Below are 19,855 nucleotides of genomic sequence, written 5' to 3' on the forward strand. Positions count from 1 at the left end.
AACATGAAATGGCAAGGTAGAAGACAAAGTGGTAACGTCGAAGACCGACGTGGCATGAGCAACAAAGGTAAATTAGTAGCTGGAGGCGGAGCAATTGCAGTAGTTGTAATCCTTTTACAGCTATTTGGAGGAGAGACAGGGCAGCAATTAGCGCCAATTCTTGAACAGGTAGGAAGTAGTCAAACCACGCAACAAGTGGAGCAAAGAGAGTTAACAAGCGAAGAAAAAGTCATGGGTGACTTTATGGCTACTGTTTTGGCTGATACCGAAGATGTTTGGACTAAGATTTTCAGGGATAATAACTTAGAAACTTACAAAAAACCTACAATGGTTTTATTTACCGATGCAGTTTCAACTGCATGTGGAAATGCGAGTTCGGCTTCTGGACCTTTTTATTGTCCAGGAGACCAAAAACTATATATGGATTTAGCTTTTTTCGACGAATTAAAAACGCGTTTCGGAGCAAAAGGTGGCGATTTTGCTATTGCGTATGTTACTGCACATGAGATTGGTCATCATATTCAAACCATAACAGGAACGTCGCAAAAAGTAAGACAGTTACAACAACGAGCGAGTACAACTGAGGCCAATAGATTATCTGTTGCTCAAGAACTTCAAGCCGATTTTTATGCAGGTGTTTGGGCACACCACAATAAAAAGTATTTACAAGAAGGAGATATAGAGGAGGCTTTAAGCGCCGCAAATGCAGTAGGAGACGATGCTATACAAAAACGAACAAGAGGAAGTGTGAATTCAGATAGTTTTACACACGGTACATCACAACAACGCATGCAGTGGTTTATGAAAGGTTATAATACAGGAGATATTAGAAATGGGGATACGTTTTCGGCACTTCTCAATTAATTCCTGCTAATCCCGATAGCCATCGGTAAGGAATCTTTTAGTAAACCGAAAATTAACTTTGATTAAGTGAAAACATAGCAAGCAAGTGCGTTAGGGATTGAAGTGGCATCCTTTTTTGAGGAACGAGAAAAAGATATAACGGAAAGCCCGACTTTTTGTGATCCTGTAAGGCGAAGTGCCAAACTTGGTTTGGTATCTAAACCTTGTAGGTATGAGCAAAAAGTAACGCCAAAAAAAGAGTAATAACAATTAATAAGATACCTGCTTTCGCAGGCATTTAACATGGAAGCATATATTATAGACGGAATTAGAACACCAATAGGCAATTACAAAGGCACATTATCTGCTGTGAGAACAGACGATTTAGGCGCCATTGTAATTGAGGAGATTGTTAAACGAAACCCAAACATACCAAAAGAAGCTTACGACGATGTCATTATGGGTTGTGCAAACCAAGCAGGAGAAGATAATCGTAACGTTGCGAGAATGTCGTCGCTTTTAGCAGGATTACCATTTACAGTTCCAGGAGAAACTGTAAACCGTTTGTGTAGCTCAGGTTTATCAGCAATTATTCACGCCAATCGTGCCATAAAAGCAGGAGATGGCGACGTGTTTATTTCTGGAGGCGTTGAGAATATGACGCGTGGACCATACGTTATTGCAAAGCCATCAACTGGATTTGGAGGCGATTCAAAAATGTACGATTCTACTTTCGGCTGGCGTTTTATCAATCCGAAAATGGAAAAATTATATGGAACAGATGGTATGGGAAACACTGCCGAAAATCTTGTAGAAAAGTATAATATTTCAAGAGAAGATCAAGATAAGTTTGCGTATTGGAGCCAGATGAAAGCTACCAAAGCGCAAGCAAACGGACGCTTAGCAAAAGAAATAGTAACGGTTGAAATTCCGCAACGAAAAAAAGATCCAATCCAATTTTCTAAAGATGAATTTGTAAAACCAACAACCTCTTTAGATGTTTTAGGAAAATTACGTCCAGCTTTCAAAAAAGAAGGTGGAAGCGTAACAGCTGGAAATTCTTCAGGATTAAATGATGGAGCTGCTGCAACAATTATAGCATCAGAAGACGCCGTAAAAAAATACAATTTAAAACCATTGGCACGCATAGTAAGTTCTGCAGTAGTTGGAGTAGAACCACGGATTATGGGAATTGGTCCTGTTGAAGCTTCAAATAAAGCACTCAAAAAAGCAGGTTTAACCATGGACGATATAGACATCATTGAGCTTAACGAAGCATTTGCTGCACAAGCTTTAGCGTGCACACGCGCTTGGGGAATTGCAGACGATGACGCAAGATTAAACCCAAATGGAGGTTCAATTGCTATTGGTCATCCACTTGGTGTAACTGGTGCACGTTTGGCGTATTCAGCAGCATTAGAGTTGCAGGAACAGAACAAACGCTACGCTTTGGTTACCATGTGTATTGGTGTTGGTCAAGGTTATGCATGCGTGATTGAAAATGTAAATGCTTAAAAATCCTGCAAGGTTTCAAAAACCTTGTAGGTATTTAATATATAAGTCTAATTAATGAGATACCCACTTTCGTGGGCATTAGTATGAAAAAAATACAACACTACGTCCAAGGAAACTGGACTACAGGTAAAGAGGAAGGTACACCGATATTAGACGCTGTTACTGGCGAAGCTTTTACAAGCGTCGCAATTGAAGGTTTAGATATTCCTGAAATTCTAAACTACGGAAGAACAAAAGGAGGAGAAATTCTTCGGAAAATGACTTTTCAAGAACGTGGTAACATGCTTAAAAGTTTAGCATTATATCTTACCAAAAGAAAAGAGGCGTTTTACGAATTAAGTTACAGAACAGGAGCAACAAAAGTGGATAGCTGGATCGATATCGAAGGTGGTTTCGGAAACTTATTCGCTAATGCTTCGCTAAGAAAGCTTTTTCCAAATCAACCGTATCACGTAGAAGGTGATGCTATTGATTTATCTCGTGGCGGACGCTTTATGGCACATCATATTATGGTGCCAAAAAAAGGCGTCGCTGTGCATATTAATGCATTTAATTTCCCAGTTTGGGGCATGTTAGAAAAATGTGCAGTAAACTGGATGGCTGGAGTTCCTGCTGTGGTTTTACCAGCTCCTTCATCATCGTATTTAGCTGAAGCAGTAGCAAGAACTATTATCGATTCAGGTATTTTACCAGAAGGCGCATTACAAATTATAAACGGAACCGTTAAAAATATTTTAGACACCGTAGAATCTCAAGATGTCGTAACCTTTACAGGTTCTGCACAAACAGGAAGATTGCTTAAAGCACATCCAAGACTAATTCAAGAATCGGTGCCTTTTACTATGGAAGCAGATTCCTTAAACGCATCAATATTAGGAGAAGATGCAGTGCCTGGAACACCAGAATTCGACTTATTTATTAAAGAAGTAAGAAAAGAAATGACAGTTAAAGCTGGTCAAAAATGTACAGCAATACGTCGAATTATTGTTCCAGAAAATTTAGTTGAAGATGTTCAAATTCAATTAGGAAAGGCTTTAGATAAAGTCACTATTGGTGATCCAAGATTGAAGGAAGTCAGGATGGGCTCGCTTGTAAGTCATCAACAAGTTCAGGCTGTTCGAGATTCAGTAAATGATTTAGCTAAAGAAGCACAAATTGTTTATGGTAGTTTAGATACAATTGAAACCATTGGTGCAGATGCCAAAAAAGGCGCTTTTATTAGTCCGATTTTACTTAGAGCAGATCATCCTTTCCAAAATACGGTTATTCACGAACGTGAAGCATTTGGTCCTGTAAGTACCATAATGCCGTATAAAAATTTAGACGAAGCCATTACTTTAGCCCAAATGGGAAAAGGGTCATTAGTATCTTCAATCGCTACAAATGACGATAAAATTGCAAAAGAATACGTCATAAATGCAGCAAGTCATCACGGAAGAATTTTAGTATTAAACAGAGAAAGCGCTAAAGAAAGTACAGGTCATGGTTCACCATTACCGTACTTGGTTCATGGTGGTCCAGGTCGTGCTGGAGGAGGAGAAGAAATGGGAGGCATGCGAGGCATAAAACACTATTTGCAACGTACTGCTATTCAAGGTTCACCAACTACAATAACCGAAATTACAGGCATTTACCAGCAAAATGCAAAATATAAGGAAGCAGAAATGCATCCATTTAAATACCATTGGGAAGACATTCAACCAGGCATGTCTCTAAAAACGCATAATCGAACGATTACAGATACAGACATCGTGAATTTTGCCAATGTTACTTGGGATCATTTTTATGCACATACAGACATTACCTCTTTAGACGGTAGTATTTTCGAGAAACGTACAGCACATGGTTATTTTATAATTTCTGCCGCAGCAGGATTATTTGTGCATCCAAACAAAGGTCCAGTCGCTGCCAATTATGGCTTGGATAGTATTCGGTTTTTACGACCGTTATATCATAACGACACGATATATGTTCGCTTAACGTGTAAAGAAAAAGTAGATAGAGATGTCGCTTCTGCGGAACATCCAAGCGGAATTGTTAAATGGTACGTTGAGGTTTTTGATGCTAATTTTGAAAACAGACCAGAGAGCGAAAAAACCGAAAGAGACAGTCCGTTAGTTGCTGTTGCAACCATTTTAACTATGGTTCAGAAAAAACAGGAAGTTTTTGTTGAAATGACTTCGGAAAAGATTGAAGAATGTTTAAATAAACTGAAAGAAGATACCAAACCAAAATGGGGAATCATGACGCCTCAACACATGATTGAGCATTTGGAATATACCTATAAAATAACCTCAGGTGAGATACAAGATTTTGAAATTGCCACACCGGAAAAGATTTTAGAAAAGGTACACGCCAGTTTATATAATTACGATAAATTTCCAAAAAACAGCCAATTTCCGCAGTTAGAAAAAGATAAATTAGATGATTTAAAACATGCTGATTTAGAAACAGCAATTAAAATTTTTAAAGAACAGAGAGAAAAATATATTGAGTACTTTAAAGAACATCCAAAGGCTAAATTAAAAAACTTAGTTTTTGGTGAATTGAATAAATATGAGTCTTATTTATTAGAACGTAAACATCTTAACCATCACTTTGAACAATTCAATCTTTTGTAAAAAATTGAATTGTTCAAAGTTCCCACGAAAATGGGAATCTCATAAATAGAAGCAATATGTTTAATATTAAAAAGATTTCCGCAGTTATTGTGAGAAATCAGTAGCCTGATTAAAACAGGGTTTAATATAAAAAAGTTTTCCGCTTTCGCGGAAAGTGAACATGAAACACTATATCTACATTATCACAAATAAAAAAGATGGCGTTTTGTATATTAGAAAAACAAAAGATTTAAAGAAAAGAATATATCAACATAAAAATAAGGTTCATCCAACTACATTTTCCGCAAGATATAATTTAGACAAGCTTGTTTATTCAGAAGAGTTTGAAACAGAAGCTGAGGCTAAATTGAGAGAGAAGCAAATGAAGAAATGGAATAGAGATTGGAAAATTGAACTCATAGAAAAATTGAATCCTGATTGGATGGATTTGTATAAAAATTTATAATATTAACTAATAAAATCAGATTCCCGTTTTCACGGGAACACATAAATGTGATGAGCGACCCATACGTAAAAATAGATATACAAAACGAAGTAGGATACATAGAGTTTTTTCATCCTGCTCACAACTCCTTGCCTGGAGATGTATTAGCAAAATTAGCACAAACCATTACCGATGCAGGAACTAACGACGACATAAAAGTTATCGTTCTAAAGAGCGGAGGCGACAGAACGTTTTGTGCAGGCGCAAGTTTCAAAGAATTGATTAATATTAACGATGCAGCAACAGGAAAAGTATTCTTTTCAGGTTTTGCAAATGTGATAAATGCAATGCGTAAATGTCCAAAATTTATTATTGGACGCATCCAAGGTAAAACTGTTGGTGGAGGCGTTGGATTAGCAGCCTCTACAGATTACTGTATGGCTACAAAATTCGCAGCAATCAAGCTAAGTGAACTAAACATTGGAATTGGGCCATTTGTCGTAGGGCCAGCTATTGAGCGTAAAATGGGATTAAGTGCCATGTCGCAAATTGCTATAGATGCTAATACTTTTTATTCACCAGAATGGGCAAAAGAAAAAGGTTTATTTACCCAATTGTATGAAAGTGCCGAAGCATTAGACGAAGCTGTAAAAACAACAGCTGAACACTTATGTACGTACAACACAGACGCAATGATGGAAATGAAAAAAGTATTCTGGAAAGGAACAGAAGATTGGGATAATTTATTAGCAGAACGCGCAGAAACAAGTGGAAGATTAGTGCTTTCAGAATTTACAAAAGAGAAATTAAAAGGATTTAAATAATCTGTCATTGCGAGGACGAAGGACGTAGCAATCTCATTAAAAGATTCTTCGCTTTCGCTCTGAATGACAAGTAATAAATTATACATGATTTATTCGTTCAAAGGCTACACACCTGTCGTTCACGAATCCAGTTTCGTGCATCCATTGGCTGCAGTAACAGGAAATGTTATTATTGGCAAAAACTGTTACGTTGGTCCAGGAGCAGCCATTCGTGGTGATTGGGGACAAATCATTTTAGAAGATGGTGTAAACGTACAAGAAAACTGTACAGTACACATGTTTCCAGGTAAATCAATCACACTTAAAGAAAGTGCACACGTTGGTCATGGAGCCATTATTCATGGCGCAAATTTGGGCAGAAATTGTCTAATTGGAATGAACACAGTAATTATGGACGATGCCGAGATTGGAGACGAATCCATAGTTGGAGCCATGGCATTCGTAAAAGCCGAAACTATAATCCCTAAACGCAGTTTGGTCGTTGGTAATCCAGCAAAAGTCATCAAACAAGTAAGTGATGAAATGATAGCCTGGAAAACAAAAGGCACGCAGTTATATCAACAATTACCTACGGATTGTCACGAAACACTTATAGAAGTCGAGCCATTAAGAGAAGTACCAAAAGATTTACCAACTCAAGAAGAAGCCTATAAAACGTTGAGAGATACTTTTAAAAAATAAAGTATTGTCACTTCGAGTGATTCCGATTTTTTATCGGAATTGTATCGAGAAGCTAAACAGCTAATTACTAATAACAACTAAACCTGAGTCAAATCAATCTCATTAGTTTCTTTTCCAGTAGATAATGTAATCAAACTTTGTACGTTCCCTAAATAAGGCAACAAAGTGAGTTTTGAGATGATAAACGTTTCGTAAGCTTCAATATCTTCAACCACTAATTTTAGCAAGTAATCAAAATTACCACTCACTCTGTGACATTCAATAACTTCTGGAAAACTATTAATTTGAGTTACAAATTTTTCCAAGTAACTTCTTGTGTGTCCTTGTAGTGTAATACCAATAAAAACGGTCTGTTTTAAGCCTATTTTCTTATTGTTTAAAATGGCAACATACTTTTTTATATAGCCTTCTTTTTCTAATTTTTTAATGCGTTCAAAAATAGGAGTTGTGGTCATTCCTAAAGCAGTAGCAATACTTTTAGTGGTTCGATTACTGTTTTTTTGTAGAAGAGAAAGGATTTCTACATCAATTTTATCGAGTGTCGCAGCCATAGAATTTTATTTTTTTAAGTAAGGCTAATATATTAATAAAAAGTTTTTAATTCTTAAAAATTAACAAATAAAGGAATCTTATTCTGTTATAGCTTTTAAAGTCAGATTTTAACTAAATAAAATATTGAAAATACTTATTTTTATTTCTGACAATTAAATTAAAAGTATTGAAGGAATTTGAATTAAAAATGCCCAAAATGGGTGAAAGTATTTCTGAAGGAACAATCATTAATTGGTTAATTTCCGAAGGAGATAGCTTCGATGAAGGTGATATTATACTCGAAGTAGCAACAGATAAGGTAGATAACGAAGTGCCTGCACCAGCTTCAGGAACTTTAGTAAAAACTTTGTTTCAGGCTAAAGATGTTGTGCCAGTTGGAGAAGTTATGGCAATTCTTGAAGTTTCAGATGAAGCTAAATCTGAAAAGAAATCAATTGTCTCGTCGAGCGCAGTCGAGACGTCTCAGAAAAAGAAAAATGAAGTTAAAAAACCAAAAACTATTCAGAAACCTTCAACTCCAACATCATTTTCAATAAATAACACAAATACTTTCTTTTCACCATTAATCATAAAAATAGCAAAAGAACATCACATTAGCTTTGAAGAATTAGCACGTATTCCTGCAACAGGAAACGAAGGGCGATTACGAAAAAGCGATGTGTTTCAATATATAGAAGAAGGACGACCATTTAAATTCGCGCAACCAACTGCAGAGAAAGATCCAACAGCATATCGTATTCCGCAATTAAAATTCGATAAAGGCAAAGGAAAAGTCATCGAAATGGACCGCATGCGTCAAATGATTGCAGATCATATGGTGTATTCAAAACATACGTCACCACACGTTACTGCTTATGTTGAAGCCGATTTAACCAATATGGTAAACTGGCGTAATGCAAACAAAATAGCATTCCAAGAAAAACATGGAGAACGTTTAACATTCACGCCTTTATTTGTAGAAGCAGTAGCAAAAGCAGTTAAAGATTTCCCGAATATAAATGCATCTGTAGATGGTAACAACATCATCGTAAAAGAAGATATTAATATTGGTATGGCAACAGCTTTACCAAGTGGAAATTTAATTGTTCCTGTAGTAAAAAATGCAGATACTAAAGATTTAAAAACAATCGCAGCTAACGTAAATGAACTCGCTGGAAAAGCAAGAGAAAATAAATTAGCAGGCGACGATATTAAAGGAAGCACCTTTACCATTTCCAACGTTGGAACCTTTGGTAGTGTTATGGGAACACCAATAATTAACCAACCAGAAGTGGCGATTTTAGCCTTAGGAATCATCAAAAAAAGACCAGAAGTTATCGAAACTGAAAATGGAGATGAAATCGCTATTAGAAGCATGATGTATTTATCATTGTCATTCGACCATCGCGTTGTCGATGGTTTTCTTGGAGGAAGCTTTGTACGTCGCGTAGCCGATTATTTTGAGCAGTTTGATGTAAATCGGAAAATATAAAATGTTAAGATGTCTGTAAGGTTTTTAAAACCTGACAGGTCTTTTATAAATTAAAATATTGTCACTTCGAGTGAATCTGAGGCACGAAGATTTGTATCGAGAAGCCACCAAAAAGTTCTCGATAAAAAATTTCAAAAAAGAAATTTCACTCGAACTGACAAACAGGTTAAAAAATTACGACAAGAATAATCAGCCAAGGTCAGTAAAAATTAGTACAATTCGTGTCAAAAAAAAACAAACATATGAAACACCACATTTCAGTAACCAAAGTCAAAGAATCAAGAGTCAAAAACATAGACTTCAACAATATCCCATTAGGTACAACATTCACAGATCACATGTTTATTTGCGATTATGAAAATGGTCAATGGACTAATCCAAGAATAGAACCTTTAGCATTAATTCCAACGCATCCTGCAGCAATGGCACTGCATTACGGTCAAGCCATTTTCGAAGGCATGAAAGCGACACTTGACACAGATGGAAATCCAATGCTTTTTAGACCATCAAAAAATGCAGCACGATTAAATTTTAGTGCAGATAGAATGGGAATGCCACTTTTTCCAGAAGATTTATTTGTCGAAGGACTTAAGCAATTAGTAGCGATAGAACAAAATTGGATTCCACCAATAGACGGAAGCGCCTTATATTTAAGGCCTTTTATGTATGCCGATGAGCCATTTATTGGTATGCGCGCCGCAACCCATTTTAAGTTTATAATTATGGCATCACCAGCAGGTCCGTTTTTTAGTAAGCCAATTAAATTATGGGCAGAAAATAAATACATACGCGCAGCCTCAGGCGGAACAGGAGAAGCAAAAGCCGCAGGAAATTACGCAGCAGCCATAAGACCAACCGAATATGCCAAAGCAAAAGGCTATGATCAGGTATTATGGTTAGATGCTGTAGAGCATAACTATATTCAAGAAGTTGGGACTATGAATATCTTCTTCAAAATAGACGGAAAATTTCTCACACCAAAACGCGATGGCTCTATTTTAGATGGTATTACGCGCATGAGCGTCATGGATATTTTAAGAGATAAAGGTTTTGAAGTAACCGAAAGGGCAATCACCATACAAGAAATTCGAGACGCAGCATTAAACGGCAGTTTAGAAGAAGCATTTGGCACCGGAACCGCAGTTGGTATCGCCTACATTCAAGAAATTGCAATGGGAGATCACACCATTCACGTGTCAGAAAAACACCCAGTTGGCTTAGAAGTTAATAACACCTTAAACGCTATAAAAACAGGTAAAGTAGAAGATAAATTTGGTTGGATGATTAAGGTTGAGAACGAGTTAGCTTAACCTGCGAGGTTTTCGTAACCCTGTAGGTTCTAGTGTTGTTTGGGCGTTCCTTTTTGCTTATACCTACAAGGTTTTTAAACCTTGCAGGAGCGCAAAAAGTCGCGCTTTCCGCTAAATCTTTTTTTGCCATATATGGCAGCAAAAAAAGGATACCGCATCAATCGCTAACGCGGAAGTTACCGTCCGAAACGAAATAACGTTTTGTCACTTCGAGTGATTTGTGAAGCATGAACAAATTGTATCGAGAAGCCATAAGAGTTCTCGATACTAAATTGCAAAAAAGCAATTTCACTCGAACTGACAGCAGAATTGTCATTCCGCACTGTTCCACTGAGCGCAGTCGAAGTGTGATGCGGAATCCATAATAAAAGAAAATGTTTAATTAATGAGATTCCCACTTTCGTGGGAAATGAATAAGATAACCGCTTTCGCGGTCGTTGGTACTGAAATAAATTCAGCATAAAATGAAAAAAGACATACTAAAAAAAGGATTCTCAAAACTCTGTACAGCAAAAGCTATGTCAGAATTATACGAGGCTAATTTTAAGCAAGTTTCAAAATACGTACACGCAACATCTCGTGGTCACGAAGCCATTCAAATAGCTTTAGGCTTGCAATTATTACCACAAGATTATGCATTTCCGTATTACAGAGACGATGCAATGTTATTATCATTTGGTTTAGAACCTTATGATTTAATGTTGCAATTATTGGCTAAAAAAGACGATCCGTTTTCAGCAGGAAAAACCTATTATTCGCATCCAAGTTTAAAGGATGACGATAAACCAAAAATTCCACACCAATCCTCAGCAACAGGAATGCAAGCCATTCCAGCAACAGGAGTTGCCATGGGAATGCAGTATATTGAAAAACAAGGTGCGGAAAATATAGAGTTGAGTGAGCACATAAAGGCTTCCTTCCCTTTGGGAAGGACCGAGGATGGGCTTGTAGTCTGTTCTTTAGGCGACGCATCAGTAACCGAAGGAGAAATTTCAGAAGCTTTCCAAATGGCAGCATTAAAACAAATGCCAATATTGTATTTGGTACAAGATAATGGTTGGGATATTAGTGCAAATGCTGCCGAAACCAGAGCACAAAATGCGTTTGAATATGCTCAAGGTTTTCATGGTTTAGAAGCTATTTCTATTGATGGTGCAAACTTTACAGAGAGTTATGAGGCAATAGAAAAAGTAATTGAAACGATTCGTAAAGAACGCAGACCATTTTTAGTGCATGCAAAAGTACCATTATTAAATCATCATACATCTGGTGTGCGAATGGAATGGTATCGTGATGATTTAGACGAAGCACGTTCACGAGATCCTTATCCAGTAATAAAACAACAACTATTGGATGCTGGTTTTTCAGTGAGTGATGTAAAAAAGATTGAGACTTCCGCCTACGCGGAAGTGCAAAAGCAATTTGAAAGAGCATTAAAAGCCGAAGACCCAAAACCTGAAGATTTGTTTACTAACGATTTTGTACCAACACCAATTACCGAAGAAAAAGGAACACGTGCTCCAAAAGGTGCTGAAAAAGTAGTGATGGTAGATTGTGCACTTTTCGCAGTCGAAGAATTAATGAAGAAGCACAAAGAATGCTTGCTCTACGGTCAAGATGTTGGTGGACGATTAGGTGGTGTTTTTAGAGAAGCGGCAACATTAGCTCAAAAATTTGGAGACGATCGTGTGTTTAATACACCAATTCAAGAAGCGTTTATTGTAGGTTCAACTGTCGGAATGAGTGCAGTCGGATTAAAACCAATTGTTGAGGTTCAATTTGCCGATTATATTTGGCCTGGATTAAATCAGCTATTTACAGAAGTAAGTAGAAGTTGTTACTTGTCTAATGGTAAATGGCCAGTTTCTATGATACTTCGTGTACCAATTGGAGCTTACGGAAGTGGTGGACCATATCATTCGTCTTCAGTAGAAAGTGTGATTACAAATATTCGTGGTATAAAAATAGCGTATCCAAGTAATGGAGCCGACTTAAAAGGCTTGATGAAAGCAGCCTATTACGATCCAAATCCTGTAGTTATTTTAGAGCACAAAGGTTTGTATTGGTCAAAAGTGCCAGGTACAAAAGGAGCAACGTCGATTGAGCCAAGTGAAGACTATGTATTACCATTTGGTAAAGCTTGGGTTTTACAAGAAATCTGGAAACAAGAAAACTTGGAAACATTAACTATTGTTACTTACGGAATGGGCGTACATTGGGCAATGAATGCTTCCGAAGAATTAGGAATGCAAGATCAAATTGAAGTGATTGATTTGCGTACATTATTTCCTTTAGATGAAGACACAATCATGAAATCGGTTAAAAAAACCGGCAAGTGTTTAGTTGTGACGGAAGAACCTTCAAATAATAGTTTCGCCAGAGCTTTAGCTGGAAAAATTCAGGAAGAGTGTTTTAAATATTTAGATGCCCCAGTTATGACTATTGGTAGTGAAAATATGCCGGCAATTCCTTTAAATTCAGTTTTAGAAGAAACCATGATTCCTTCAACAGAAAAGGTAAAAGAAAAGATAGAGCAGTTGTTAAGTTATTAGGTATAAAAATCTAATTTCTTTAATATTTTCAATAATAGTATTGGAATACCGATTGTATTTTAACATTTTCTTTGATGCTTTAAATTTTTCTTTTACATTTATCCCTTAACCAATTAACACATTTAAAAATGAAAAAAATAATTTTACCTTTATTAGCTGTAGCTTTTATGACAGTTTCTTTTAGCTCATGCAGAGAAGAGAACAAAACAGAAGCTGAAGAATTAATTGAAGAAATGGAAGCAGAAGGTGCTGAAATTGAGAGAAAAGTAGATGGAGATGAAACGAAAGTAAAAATGGAAACCGAAGATAAAGAGGTGAAAATTAAAACTGATGGTGGTGATACTAAAATAAAAGTAGAAGAAGAATAAAACGTTCTTCTTATAAGATAAAAAAGGCAATTCTAAATGAATTGCCTTTTTTTATTGATTAAAAATTGATTAACTTTTATGTTTAAATTTTAATATTAAAATATTATGTACAATTATTACGCTAAAATAATAGGTGTCTATGATGGTGATACTGTAACAGCTGTAGTCGATTTAGGGTTTCTTCATTCTCAAGAAATGAAATTAAGACTTTATGGTATTGATACTCCAGAAATGCGAGGTCCTGAGAAAGTTGAAGGCAAAAAAGTAAGAGACATTGTAAGAGGAATGATTCTCGATAAGGAGGTAGAGTTAATAACCTACAAAGATAAGCAAGGTAAATACGGTAGGTATCTGGCCACTATTATGGTAGATGGTATAGATGTTAACCAGTGGCTGGTTGCAAATGGTCATGCGAAGGTTTATTTTCCGTAAAAAAAAAGCGATTCAAAATAGAATCGCTTTTGTAAATTTTTATTTGTCCATCCCTGGAGGATATGCTGTCATAATCTCTGCTACAAATTCTTTAATCCTTGCTTCTTTTTTCTCAATTTTAGAAGAAGAAGTTAAATAGCCAGAGCCTTTGCCTTGCCACACCAATTCTTTCTTAGAAGCATCAATAAGGTCAATATATAAGCTACCTTGAGTACTCGTGCTCACATTGTTATAGTTGTTCCAATAAAATGGGCTCCAACCCCAACCATAGCCATAAGGCCCAAAGCCGTTATTCCAAACGTTCACTTCCTGTCTCGATTTTGTAAAAATACTTACTAATAAATCTGGGTTTTCAGATTTAGTAAAACCTTTAGCAAGCATTTCGGTTTCAATGGCACGTAAAATACGACGTTTATCTAAATCGCTAATTTCTGCTTTATCAATTCCTGTTTTAAAGAACGCAAAAGTTTTATACGAATTAAAATTTGCATTTTTATCGTAGTCTGAAACCACACGAACCGAAGAACATGAGCTAACTACAATAAGCAGTGCTAAAATGGGTAAAGTTTTTAATAATTTCATCTTTTTCAATTTTTTTTTAATAGTTATAACGAGTCTATTATAGCGTCATCTACATTATTGGGCAATGTTACCTTTAAATTGGGTTCTGTTTCCATAGCACGTTTTATTGCAAAAACGGCACCTTCGTTTCTCGCCCAGCTTCGTCTTGAGATACCGTTGTTAACATCCCAGAATAACATTGATTTTAAGCGTTTTGACGCTTCTTTACTACCATCAAGAACCATACCAAATCCGCCATTAATTACTTCTCCCCAACCAACACCACCACCATTGTGAATACTCACCCAGGTTGCACCACGAAAGCTGTCGCCAATAACATTATGGATAGCCATATCTGCTGTAAAACGTGATCCATCGTAAATATTAGAGGTTTCTCTATATGGTGAATCTGTACCAGAAACATCATGATGATCACGCCCTAAAATTACAGTTTCTATTTCTCCATTAGAAATTGCTTGATTAAAAGCTTCGGCAATTTTTGCACGTCCTTCTGCATCTGCATATAATATTCTAGCTTGAGATCCCACTACTAATTTATTTTGCTGTGCGCCTTTTATCCATTGAATATTATCTGCCATTTGTTGTTGAATTTCCTTTGGCGATTGTTTTTTTATTGCTTCTAAAACAGCGCACGCTATGTCGTCTGTTTTAGCTAAATCCTCAGGTTTTCCAGATGCACAAACCCAACGGAAAGGACCAAAACCATAATCGAAACACATAGGGCCCATAATGTCCTGTACATAACTTGGGTATTTAAAATCAATACCGTTTTCTGCCATAATATCTGCGCCTGCACGAGAGGCTTCTAACAAAAACGCATTGCCATAATCGAAAAAATAGGTGCCTTTTGCAGTGTGTTTATTTATAGCTTCTGTATGTCTACATAATGTTTTTTGAACTTCTTTTTTAAATTGTTTTGGGTTGTTTGCCATCATCTCATTGGCTTCTTCAAACGATAAGCCAACTGGATAATAACCACCAGCCCATGGGTTATGCAGTGAGGTCTGGTCGCTTCCTAAGTCGATATGTATATTGGCTTCATCAAATTTCTCCCAGACATCCACTATATTTCCTAAGTAAGCAATTGAAATGGTTTCTTTTTCAGCTTTAGCTTTATTTACACGAGCTACTAATTCGTTTAAATCTGTAATTTTTTCATCTATCCAACCTTGGTCAAGTCTTACTTGTGTAATTTTCGGGTTCACTTCTGCGCAAACCGTAATACAACCAGCAATGTTTCCGGCTTTTGGTTGCGCTCCAGACATACCACCCAATCCTGAAGTTACGAATAGGTTGCCTTTAGGTTCCTTTCCTATTTTTCTAAAGCCATTTAGAACTGTAATAGTTGTACCATGTACAATACCTTGTGGTCCAATGTACATATAGCTTCCGGCCGTCATTTGTCCATATTGTGTTACGCCTAAAGCGTTGAATTTTTCCCAATCGTCTGGTTGCGAATAATTAGGAATCATCATGCCATTGGTAACTACAACTCTGGGTGCTTCTTTATGACTTGGAAATAATCCCATAGGGTGTCCCGAATACATAACTAATGTTTGCTCGTCGTTCATTTCGGCGAGGTACTTCATTGTTAAGCGGTATTGTGCCCAGTTTGAAAATACTGCTCCGTTGCCACCATAAGTAATGAGTTCGTGAGGATGTTGAGCCACAGCATAATCTAAATTATTCTGAATCATGAGCATAATAGCGGCAGCCTGATGAGATTTTGCAGGATAATCGCTAATTGGTCTGGCATACATTTTATAATCTGGACGCAAACGGTACATGTAAATTCTTCCGTAGGTATCTAATTCTTCTTTAAATTCTTTTATTAAAACCTCGTGATGTTTTTTATCGAAATAACGCAGTGCATTACGGAGTGCTAATTTTTCTTCTTCTTTAGATAAAATAGCCTTACGTTTTGGAGCATGGTTTATGTCTTTTTCATAAGGTTTAGGAGCTGGTAATTGCTCTGGAATACCTTCTAATATTTGTGTTTTAAAAGCTGAACTCATTATGGTTAATTCTTTTTTTTAGCTGAATTAGTTTTTTTATTAAACCCATAAGGGCAATGTCTGCAACCACTTTCGCAACAATAACCTCTTTTTAAATGGTATTGTTCGGTAAAGCATCTATAACCTTCTGGCGTTAAATAATAATCGCCTTCTTCTAATGGGATAAATTTCTTCATTTCTCACAAAGATAATGTAAATTACAGTGATTTTTGAAACCCACTATTTGTGATATTCATTTCTAAATATATCGTGCCAAAAGGTTATACAGGTATAACCATTTTTCCTTTTGTTTTTTTAAAGCGCAAAGCTCTAAAGGAGGATGCTGTTTTAATTAACCACGAGAAAATTCATTTAAAACAGCAATTAGAGTTTCTTGTTCTTCCTTTTTATATGTTTTATATTTTAGAATTTATTATAAGGTTTATTCAATATAAAAACTGGTACGGTGCTTACAGAAATATTTCTTTTGAACGCGAAGCTTATTATAATGAACACAATCTTAATTATTTAAAATCAAGACCGTTTTGGGCATTTATTTCATATTTTAAAAGCAAAAATTGTTAGTGGACTCTATTTTTAAAACCGAAAAATCTATAAACCAGCCCATTAAGCTATCATTAAAAAATGATATAAGTTTGGAGATAAAACGCGAAGATTTAATTCATCCTTTTATTTCGGGTAATAAGTTTAGAAAATTAAAATTAAATATTATTGCAGCTAAAGATCAAGATTACCGCACCTTACTCACATTTGGCGGTGCGTTCTCTAATCACATTGCAGCAACAGCTGCCGCTGGTAAAGCGTTTGGTTTAAAGACCATTGGTATTATTAGAGGAGAGGAATTGATTAATAAAATAGCAGATAATCCCACATTAAAATATGCTCGAGAGTGTGGCATGCAATTTAAATTTATTAGCAGAAATGATTTTAGAGAAAAAGAAGACGCCACATTTATAAACAACTTAAAAAATGAATTTGGCAAGGCCTATATTATCCCTGAAGGAGGTACAAACACATTAGCCGTAAAAGGCTGTGAGGCCATTTTAACCGAGAGCGATTATAATTTTGATTATATATGTACAGCTGTGGGAACTGGCGGAACAATTGCAGGTTTAATAAATAGCGCTGATCCTTGTCAACAAATTTTGGGTTTTTCGGCCTTAAAAGGTGACTTTTTACAAGAAGATATTAGTAAATTTGCAAAACAAAACAACTGGCAGCTTAATACCGATTATCATTTTGGTGGTTATGCTAAAATAAATGAAGAATTAGTAACGTTTATTAATCAGTTTAAGGCAAAAAATAACATTCCATTAGATCCAATATACACTGGTAAGATGTTTTTTGGGATAATGGATTTAATTGATAAAAACTATTTTCCAGATGGTTCTAAAATTTTAGCCATTCATACAGGAGGTTTACAAGGTATTGCAGGAATGAATGCAATTCTAAAAAGAAAAAAATTACCGTTAATACAATAATTAATGAATAAAATAATTACAATTATTTGCTTAGTGTTTTTAGTATTAAGCTGTGGCTCAAGCAAAAAAGTGACTACACGTAAATCGCAAAATAAAACCAAACGTGTTATTAAAACTTCAGAAAATAAAACGAACAAAGACACCAAGGTTGTTATTAGTGCGCCTACAAATACCGAAATAATTGTTGAGGACACACCTGAGGTCTACGCTACACCTACAGACGAGTATATTGCTATTTACAGCGATATTGCTCAAGACGAAATGCGTAACTATGGCATACCTGCCAGTATTACCTTAGCACAAGGTATTTTAGAATCTGGCGCAGGAAAAGGCAGACTTTCTGTAGAAGCAAATAATCATTTTGGCATTAAATGCCATAAAGAGTGGAGTGGCGCTAAAATATATCATGATGACGATGCGAGCCAAGAGTGTTTTCGTAAGTATAAAAATTCAAAATATTCTTTTAGAGACCATTCCTTGTTTTTAAAAGAACGTAAGCGTTACGCAGGGTTGTTTGAGTTAGGTAAAGGCGATTATGAGGCATGGGCAAAAGGCTTAAGAGCGGCAGGTTATGCCACAGACCGAAAATATCCTCAAAAATTAATAAGCCTAATTGAGCGTTACCAATTATATCGTTTTGATAATGAGGTGTTAGGTGTAACAATAGATTTAAACGATAAGCATACTGTTGCAGCTGGTGACACATTATATTCTTTATCAAGAAAATATAATATTTCGGTTCCAGAACTTAAAAATTTAAATGGCTTAGAAACTAACGATTTATTTGTTGGACAAGTTCTTTTTGTTAAGCCTTTACCAAAAGATTAATAATAATGATTTATAAACGTAGTAGTACACTTTTCGCAGCAGCAGAAAAAGTAATTCCTGGTGGTGTAAACTCACCAGTTCGTGCCTTTAAGGCAGTTGGCGGAACACCAATATTTGTTAAAGAAGCTAAAGGAGCCTATTTGTACGACGAAGATGGCAATACCTTAATAGATTATATTAATTCTTGGGGACCAATGGTTTTAGGTCATGCTTTTGAGCCGGTTGTGAATGCTGTTGTCGAAAAAGCAAAAAAAGGAACTTCTTTTGGAATGCCTACCGAAATAGAAACCGAAATTGCAGCATTAGCAGTTTCAATGGTACCTAATATAGATAAAATTCGTTTTGTCAACTCTGGAACAGAAGCTTGTATGAGTGCTGTAAGACTCGCTAGAGGTTATACTGGAAAAGATAAAATTATAAAATTTGCTGGTTGTTATCATGGACATAGCGATTCCTTTTTAATACAGGCAGGAAGTGGAGCGGTAACCTTTGGTAGTCCAAATAGCCCAGGAGTAACTAAAGGCACAGCAAAAGACACTTTACTTGCAAGGTATAACGATTTAGCAAATGTTGAAGCATTAATTCAAGCCAACAAAAATGAAATAGCATGTATAATAATTGAGCCTGTGGCAGGAAACATGGGATGTATTCCTCCTGTTATAGGCTTTTTAGAAGGTTTAAGGCAATTATGCGATACCCACAATATTTTGTTAATTTTCGATGAGGTAATGACGGGTTTTCGCCTCGCAAAAGGTGGTGCTCAAGAATTATACAACGTAACGGCAGATATTGTTTGTTTTGGAAAGGTAATAGGAGGTGGCTTGCCAGTTGGTGCGTTTGCTGCAAAAAACGAAATCATGAATTATTTAGCGCCTTTAGGGCCAGTTTATCAAGCCGGAACGTTAAGCGGAAACCCATTGGCAATGGCTGCAGGTTTAGCCATGCTTACCGCTTTAAATAATGATGCTGAAGTTTTTAATCGCTTAGCCAAAAAAACCGAATATCTTCATAAAGGGTTAGTGAAAGTGCTAAATCAGCACAATGTTGTGCACACTATTAACAGAGTAGGTTCTATGATTTCTGTGCATTTTGATGACGCTCAAGTAGTTGATTTTGAAACTGCAGCTAAAGGGAATAATGATACGTTTAAATCGTTCTTTCATGGCATGCTGAGAGAAGGTGTGTACATCGCTCCAAGTGCTTTCGAAACGTGGTTTATTACAGATGCTCTAACTTATAACGACTTAGATAAAACAATTGCTGCCTGTGACGCGGTGTTTAAATAAAGTATATACACAAGCACAAAAAAAGCGATTACTACAAAGTAATCGCTTTTTTTATTGATATGATTTTTTT

General features: G+C 36.1%; 19 protein-coding genes. 15 read left to right on the top strand and 4 right to left on the bottom strand.

The window, feature by feature from the left end:
• Positions 1-3: 3 nt before the first annotated feature.
• The 6 genes from ypfJ (at position 4) to ACVC43_RS14645 (ending at position 6,908) form a co-directional block, all read left to right on the top strand.
• Positions 4-864, top strand: coding sequence for a KPN_02809 family neutral zinc metallopeptidase (gene ypfJ / locus ACVC43_RS14620; RefSeq protein WP_452225274.1), 861 nt, complete (start codon positions 4-6; stop codon positions 862-864).
• Positions 865-1,146: 282 nt separating this feature from the next.
• Positions 1,147-2,358: a 3-oxoadipyl-CoA thiolase gene (pcaF, locus tag ACVC43_RS14625; protein WP_452225275.1), complete on the top strand. Its 1,212-nt coding sequence runs from the start codon at positions 1,147-1,149 to the stop codon at positions 2,356-2,358.
• 83 nt (positions 2,359-2,441) lie between these two features.
• Positions 2,442-4,979 (top strand): phenylacetic acid degradation bifunctional protein PaaZ, encoded by a 2,538-nt coding sequence (paaZ, locus tag ACVC43_RS14630; RefSeq protein WP_452225276.1) that lies wholly within the window; start codon positions 2,442-2,444, stop codon positions 4,977-4,979.
• A 160-nt stretch (positions 4,980-5,139) separates the two neighbouring features.
• On the top strand, positions 5,140-5,424 hold the full coding sequence (locus ACVC43_RS14635) for a GIY-YIG nuclease family protein (protein WP_452225277.1): 285 nt from the start codon (positions 5,140-5,142) through the stop codon (positions 5,422-5,424).
• A gap of 50 nt (positions 5,425-5,474) precedes the next feature.
• The gene (locus tag ACVC43_RS14640) at positions 5,475-6,227 is read left to right on the top strand and encodes an enoyl-CoA hydratase/isomerase family protein (RefSeq protein ID WP_452225278.1); all 753 of its coding nucleotides are present in this window, start codon (positions 5,475-5,477) and stop codon (positions 6,225-6,227) included.
• A gap of 84 nt (positions 6,228-6,311) precedes the next feature.
• Positions 6,312-6,908 carry an acyltransferase gene (locus ACVC43_RS14645; RefSeq protein ID WP_452225279.1) on the top strand — a complete coding sequence of 199 codons (597 nt, stop codon included), beginning with the start codon at positions 6,312-6,314 and terminating at the stop codon, positions 6,906-6,908.
• Between the two features lie 77 nt (positions 6,909-6,985).
• Here the strand turns inward: ACVC43_RS14645 and ACVC43_RS14650 are convergent, their stop codons facing one another.
• Positions 6,986-7,459, bottom strand: a complete 474-nt coding sequence (locus ACVC43_RS14650; RefSeq protein ID WP_452225280.1) for an Lrp/AsnC family transcriptional regulator — start codon at positions 7,457-7,459, stop codon at positions 6,986-6,988.
• Between the two features lie 197 nt (positions 7,460-7,656).
• Between ACVC43_RS14650 and ACVC43_RS14655 the strand changes: the two genes are divergently transcribed.
• The 5 genes from ACVC43_RS14655 to ACVC43_RS14675 all read left to right on the top strand — a co-directional run bounded on the left by ACVC43_RS14655 (position 7,657) and on the right by ACVC43_RS14675 (position 13,593).
• Positions 7,657-8,931: a dihydrolipoamide acetyltransferase family protein gene (locus tag ACVC43_RS14655; RefSeq protein ID WP_452225281.1), complete on the top strand. Its 1,275-nt coding sequence runs from the start codon at positions 7,657-7,659 to the stop codon at positions 8,929-8,931.
• Between the two features lie 242 nt (positions 8,932-9,173).
• The gene (locus ACVC43_RS14660) at positions 9,174-10,241 is read left to right on the top strand and encodes a branched-chain amino acid aminotransferase (RefSeq protein ID WP_452225282.1); all 1,068 of its coding nucleotides are present in this window, start codon (positions 9,174-9,176) and stop codon (positions 10,239-10,241) included.
• 464 nt (positions 10,242-10,705) lie between these two features.
• Positions 10,706-12,793, top strand: a complete 2,088-nt coding sequence (locus tag ACVC43_RS14665) for an alpha-ketoacid dehydrogenase subunit alpha/beta (protein ID WP_452225283.1) — start codon at positions 10,706-10,708, stop codon at positions 12,791-12,793.
• A 167-nt stretch (positions 12,794-12,960) separates the two neighbouring features.
• A complete protein-coding gene (locus ACVC43_RS14670; RefSeq protein ID WP_452225284.1) occupies positions 12,961-13,161 on the top strand; it encodes a hypothetical protein in 201 nt (66 codons plus the stop codon).
• A gap of 105 nt (positions 13,162-13,266) precedes the next feature.
• Positions 13,267-13,593 carry a thermonuclease family protein gene (locus tag ACVC43_RS14675; RefSeq protein ID WP_452225285.1) on the top strand — a complete coding sequence of 109 codons (327 nt, stop codon included), beginning with the start codon at positions 13,267-13,269 and terminating at the stop codon, positions 13,591-13,593.
• Positions 13,594-13,632: 39 nt separating this feature from the next.
• Here ACVC43_RS14675 and ACVC43_RS14680 read toward each other — a convergent pair whose 3' ends face one another.
• From ACVC43_RS14680 to ACVC43_RS14690, 3 genes are read right to left on the bottom strand one after another with little or no spacing between them, the layout of a single operon-like run.
• A complete protein-coding gene (locus ACVC43_RS14680) occupies positions 13,633-14,175 on the bottom strand; it encodes a DUF4136 domain-containing protein (RefSeq protein WP_452225286.1) in 543 nt (180 codons plus the stop codon).
• Between the two features lie 23 nt (positions 14,176-14,198).
• The gene (locus ACVC43_RS14685) at positions 14,199-16,190 is read right to left on the bottom strand and encodes a urocanate hydratase (RefSeq protein ID WP_452225287.1); all 1,992 of its coding nucleotides are present in this window, start codon (positions 16,188-16,190) and stop codon (positions 14,199-14,201) included.
• A 5-nt stretch (positions 16,191-16,195) separates the two neighbouring features.
• On the bottom strand, positions 16,196-16,366 hold the full coding sequence (locus ACVC43_RS14690; protein ID WP_452225288.1) for a DUF5522 domain-containing protein: 171 nt from the start codon (positions 16,364-16,366) through the stop codon (positions 16,196-16,198).
• Between the two features lie 49 nt (positions 16,367-16,415).
• Here ACVC43_RS14690 and ACVC43_RS14695 point away from each other — a divergent pair, with 49 nt between their 5' ends.
• The 4 genes from ACVC43_RS14695 to hemL are packed head-to-tail and all read left to right on the top strand — an operon-like array spanning position 16,416 to position 19,785.
• Positions 16,416-16,754 carry a hypothetical protein gene (locus tag ACVC43_RS14695; RefSeq protein ID WP_452225289.1) on the top strand — a complete coding sequence of 113 codons (339 nt, stop codon included), beginning with the start codon at positions 16,416-16,418 and terminating at the stop codon, positions 16,752-16,754.
• Positions 16,754-17,671: a 1-aminocyclopropane-1-carboxylate deaminase/D-cysteine desulfhydrase gene (locus ACVC43_RS14700; protein ID WP_452225290.1), complete on the top strand. Its 918-nt coding sequence runs from the start codon at positions 16,754-16,756 to the stop codon at positions 17,669-17,671. The genes ACVC43_RS14695 and ACVC43_RS14700 overlap by 1 nt, the downstream gene beginning before the upstream one ends.
• A 3-nt stretch (positions 17,672-17,674) precedes the next feature.
• Complete coding sequence (locus ACVC43_RS14705) at positions 17,675-18,499, top strand: glucosaminidase domain-containing protein (protein WP_452225291.1); 825 nt, start codon at positions 17,675-17,677, stop codon at positions 18,497-18,499.
• Between the two features lie 5 nt (positions 18,500-18,504).
• The gene (gene hemL / locus ACVC43_RS14710) at positions 18,505-19,785 is read left to right on the top strand and encodes a glutamate-1-semialdehyde 2,1-aminomutase (protein WP_452225292.1); all 1,281 of its coding nucleotides are present in this window, start codon (positions 18,505-18,507) and stop codon (positions 19,783-19,785) included.
• The last annotated feature ends 70 nt before the right edge of the window (positions 19,786-19,855 follow it).

The sequence above is a fragment of the Lacinutrix chionoecetis genome (assembly GCF_053604665.1).